This is a genomic window from Mycobacterium sp. (assembly GCF_050701675.1).
Lineage (GTDB): Bacteria > Actinomycetota > Actinomycetes > Mycobacteriales > Mycobacteriaceae > Mycobacterium.
Genome location: NZ_JBOGDD010000297.1, coordinates 1 through 4682, shown reverse-complemented (window position 1 = coordinate 4682; position 4682 = coordinate 1). Strand labels below are relative to the sequence as shown.

General features: G+C 66.5%; 4 protein-coding genes. 2 read left to right on the top strand and 2 right to left on the bottom strand.

All coding sequences use genetic code 11. The annotated features are described in order from the left end of the window. On the bottom strand, positions 1 to 1355 hold a 1355-nt coding region (locus ACRDUX_RS08850; protein ID WP_526413005.1), incomplete at its 3' end, for an ABC transporter substrate-binding protein. 315 nt (positions 1356 to 1670) lie between these two features. Between ACRDUX_RS08850 and ACRDUX_RS08845 the strand changes: the two genes are divergently transcribed. Continuing rightward, on the top strand, positions 1671 to 3020 hold the full coding sequence (locus ACRDUX_RS08845) for an NtaA/DmoA family FMN-dependent monooxygenase (protein WP_526413003.1): 1350 nt from the start codon (positions 1671 to 1673) through the stop codon (positions 3018 to 3020). Positions 3021 to 3065: 45 nt separating this feature from the next. Continuing rightward, the gene (locus ACRDUX_RS08840; RefSeq protein WP_526413001.1) at positions 3066 to 3932 is read left to right on the top strand and encodes an LLM class F420-dependent oxidoreductase; all 867 of its coding nucleotides are present in this window, start codon (positions 3066 to 3068) and stop codon (positions 3930 to 3932) included. Between the two features lie 32 nt (positions 3933 to 3964). Here the strand turns inward: ACRDUX_RS08840 and ACRDUX_RS08835 are convergent. After that, positions 3965 to 4682: class I SAM-dependent methyltransferase (locus tag ACRDUX_RS08835; protein ID WP_526412999.1), on the bottom strand; the 718-nt coding region annotated here is incomplete at its 5' end.

Here is a 4682-nt window from a genome sequence, read left to right as displayed (position 1 = left end):
GTTCTGCTCACCACCAGCGGTACGGTCACGTCGGTGTTCGCGGTGGCGGCGAACGATGGGTCGTTTCGCACGTCCAGCACGATCCCCAATTCCTTGCGCCACTGCGCGGCGATGTACTCCCAGGCCGGACCGAGCGCGACCTGCTGGGCGCTCTGCGGCACCGTCAGGTGAAGCTGGGTGCCGCCCTTGGCGCGGATTCCGTCGCTGCCCTGTTGCCAGCCGGCCTGCTGGAGGAGGTCCCGCGACCTGTCGGGGTTGTAGGTGAACTCGCTGGACAGGTCGATGGCGTTGGCATTGTTGACGTTCAGGATCGAGACCGGCGGGGGATAGCTGGGCGAGAGGGCGTCGCGCGTCAGCCCCTCGCGATCGATGCCGAGCACCAACGCCTGCCGGACCAACGGATCCTTGGTGAACTCGTTGTCTACCCGCAGGCCGGCGTAATTCGCCGTGCCGAGCGGGGGACGGTACAGCAGCAACTGGTAACCGGCGGCCTGAATGGCCGATTCGTCGGACGGCTGGATTCCGCGTGCGACGTCCACCTGATTCGACGTTAAAGCGCCGGTGCGCAAACCGGTTTCGGGCAGAACCTTCCAGACAATCTGGTCCAGGTACGCCTCACCCTGGTTCGGCGACGTCGCAGGCGCCCACCGATAGCCGGTTCGACGAACCAGCACTGCCGACTGGTTTGGCACCTGAGACTTGAAGACGAACGGCCCAGCGCCCACGCTGTTCTCGGGCCTGCCCGCCTCCTCGAGCTCAAGGCCGAGGGTCTTGGCTCCCAGGATCGGGGAGTTCAGGCGGGTGGTGTCGACCAGGAACTGCTGATTGGGCTTGGACAGCACCACCGTCACGGTGTCCCCGTCGACCTCGACATGGTCGTATCCGCGGGAGATGTTGGTATGAACGGGTATCCGGAGCTTCTCGTCGCCGCGTCCGTACACGTCGTAGTTCCTGGCGACGATCTCTGGCGTCAGTTGCGTGCCGTCGCTGAAGGTGATGCCCTTGCGGATCTTGAAGCTGAATCGGGTGTTCTCGTCGTTCTTGTTCCACGACTCGGCGACCCACGGCACCAGCTGCTTCTTGTAGGGGTCGAAGTAGAGCAGGAACACATTGGTGTGGAAGGTCAGGTTGCCCGCGCTGTAGGTGCTCAGCTTCTGGGCTTGCCAGGTCGACACCGCCTCGGTATCGGAGAAGGTCAGCGTCCCACCGCGGACCGGATCACCCGTCGGTCCGGTCGGGCCGGCACCCGGCTGACCGTTCCCGTTGCCGCCACTGCCGCACGCCGCGAGCAGGCCGGTGCCCAGCACGGCGGCGCTGAGCCCGAGGAATCCTCGGCGGTCCAGGTAGTAGGCCATGGGAGCGTTCCTCGTCTTTCAGCTGTGGCTTTTGCAGGCGGGGGCGGTGCGGTCGAGCGGGCAGGGGAGACCTGCTCCAGCTAGAAACGGCGACAGCACCCGGTACCGACAGCAGAGGACACGCAGCCAGTCTTTCGGGCCGGCCGTGCGCGAACAATGTGTTCCGGCTACGCGAACGGTTGACCTCAACTTAAGGATTCCTGCGAGGTGCCGACTTAAGCAGCTCTGAAGGGTTCCGGTAGCTGCGCGGGCTTGTTCGGTGCAGTCACCGCCCCCAGGCTGAGAACGCCGGCTTGACAACAGGGAGACGACGCGATGACCAAGGACACGAAGCTTCGGCTCGCCGCGGAGGGCCTTGGACTGGCGCCGAGCTTCTCCACCCATTCGGACCCCGTGCGCCGCAAGTACGACCTCGGCGGCTTGGTCTCGGCGGTCCGGCTGCTCGAGGACGCCAAGTTCGATGCGATCTTCGAGGCCGACGCCGTGCTGTTCGACATCGACGACACCGATTCCGTCTATACGAAACTGCACGCGGACGCGACGGCGGTCATCGGCGCGCTGGCCGCGGTGACGAGCCGGATCGGCTTGGTGTCCACCGCGACCACCACGTTCAACGTGCCCTATCAACTGGCCAGGCAGTTCCAGACTCTCGATCAGCTCACCGGTGGCCGCCTTGGCTGGAACGCCGTGACGTCATTCGGCGGTGAGCGGCAGTTCGGGTTCGACGAACTGCCCGACCAGGATGTCCGCTACCGTCGCGGCGCGGAATTCGTCGAGATCGTCCAGGGTTTGTGGCGCGGGTGGCAGCCCGGCGCGGTCACCGCCAACGGTGCAGGCAAACCGCGGATCGATGCGGCCAAGATCGACGAGATCTCCTTTTCGGGCGAGTTCTTGCGTGCTGAAGGGGCATTGGGCGTACCGAGGTCCCCACAGGGTTGGCCCGTGCAGTTCCAGGCCGGCGCGTCGGATGTCGGTCTGCAGTTCGCGGCGCGGTACGCCGAGGCCATCTTCGCCGCGTCGCCCGACATCGATCATGCGCGGTCGTTCAACACGCGGTTGGCCGCCGCAGTCACCGCGACGCGCGGCAGCGGCGCTTCGAAGCCATTGGTGTTCCCGGGTTTTCACCTGATCGTCGCACCGACCGAGGTCGAGGCCAAGGAACGCGAGCGGGCGATCGTCGACGCGCTGGACCTCGACGCCGGACGCCGCAGCCTGGCGCTGGCCTTCGGTGCAGTCGTCGCCAAGGAGCGGGATTCCGAGACGGGCATCGATCTTTCGGACCTGAGCCTCGACGAGCCGATCCCGGTCGAGCGCATCGACGCCCTCCCCGACGCCGCGACACTGCACCGCCGCCGCAGCCGGACCGAGTTGTACCGCGGGCTGGCGCGCAAGGGTCACTCGCTGCGCGAGCTCATCATCGCGCACCTGCAGGGCCATGCCCACTACCGGTTCATCGGTAGTTACGAGCAGGTGGTCGATGAATTCGAACTATGGTTCCGCCAAGGCGCCGCTGAGGGTTTCGTGCTCCGGTTTACCGAAGGGGCCGACGGCGCACGCGCCTTCGTCGAGCACGTGGTTCCGCGACTACAGGATCGCGACCTGTTCCGCCGCGAATACGAGGGCAGCACGCTGAGGGAGAATCTCGGCCTGCCGATCCCTGCTTGACGGTCGATCGGTCCAACGACGGCTGCACGAAACAAGGAGAATGTCATGCGCGTAGGAGTGGTGTTTCCCCAGACCGAGATCGGCGGCGACCCCGAGGGAATACGGCACTTCGCCGAACAGGTCGAGGCGCTGGGGTTTCAGCACCTACTGGCCTTCGACCACGTCCTGGGGGCAGACCGCAGCGTCCACACGGACTGGGATCGCGCGTATGACGTCGACAGCCCGTTTCACGAGCCGCTGACGCTGTTCGCCTATCTTGCGGGGGTCACGACCTCGTTGGAATTCGTCAGCGGTGTCGTCATTCTTCCGCAGCGCCAGACGGTGTTGGTGGCCAAGCAGGCCGCGCAGGTCGACGTGCTCAGCGGCGGTCGATTGCGGCTGGGGGTCGGACTGGGCTGGAACCGCGTCGAATACGAAGCGCTCGGTGAGGATTTCACCAACCGCGGCAAGCGCTCCGAGGAACAGATCGAACTGCTGCGGGCGTTGTGGACGCAGCGCAGCGTGACGTTCGACGGCCGCTTTCATCGGGTGACAGGGGCGGGAATCGCACCGCTGCCGGTACAGCGGCCCATTCCGTTGTGGGTCGGCCCGACATCGGCCGAGGTCGGCTTTCGGCGTGCCGGCCGGCTGGCGGACGGATGGTTCGCCCAAGTGCAGCCAGGACCGGAGCTGGACGAGCGCCGCGCCATCGTGGCGCAGGCGGCGCGGGAGGCGGGCCGCGATCCCGACAGCCTCGGATTCGAGGGACGGGTGCCGTGGCGGGGTGACCGTCAGCAGGTGGTCGACGACCTGGACAGGTGGGCCGAGGCCGGTGCGACGCACGTATCGATCAACACGATCGGCGCAGGCTTCGAGACCGTCGACCAACACCTGGCGGCGTTGTCGGAAGTGGCGCCGCAGAGCGTGGCCTGAGGCGAGAGGAGAGGGTTGCCGGCAGCCCGGGTTCAGCGAGTGGACCGAACGATGGCCAGCGTCGTCCCGTAGTGCTCGGTGACGGTTCCGCCGAGTTCGTCGACCACGGCCGCAACCTCGTCGACCTCGTGCGGCTCCCAGTCGGAGAAGGTGCTGAACAAGTCGTGGACTTGGCCGGGTGACAGGTCGACGCTCCAGCGGAAGTGTTCGTGGTGAACGTCGTCGAACAGCCCGTTCACGGTGAGGGGGTCGGTCCAGTCGAACTGGGCTCGGTGACGCTGACGGGCTCGCGCAGAATCCTCCCGCCTCGCCACGATCTCGGCGAGTCGGTGTCGGAACGGAGTCGTCACCGGCGGGTCACCGAACACGTGCCGCCACACCGCGAGAAGTCCGCCGGGGACGAGGACCCGCGCGATGGCCGGCAGCGTCGTTACCGGGTCCAGCCAGTGGAACGCGGTCGCCACACACACCGACTCGAAGCCGTCGTCCGAGAGTCGGCCTGTGGCAGCGGCATTCTCGAACGTATCGACGATCACCTCGGTGACCCGGACCGACCCGGTGAGATATTCGGCGAGGCGGACGCCTGGCTCGACGGCGGTCACACGCGCGCCGGTCTGTACGAGTCTGGACGTGGCCTGTCCAGTTCCCGCTCCGATCTCGAGTAGTCGGCACCCTGGAGTCAGCACCCCGAATTCGACCAGGCGCTCGTACAACGCGTCTGGATAGGGCGGGCGTGCGCGCCGGTAGACC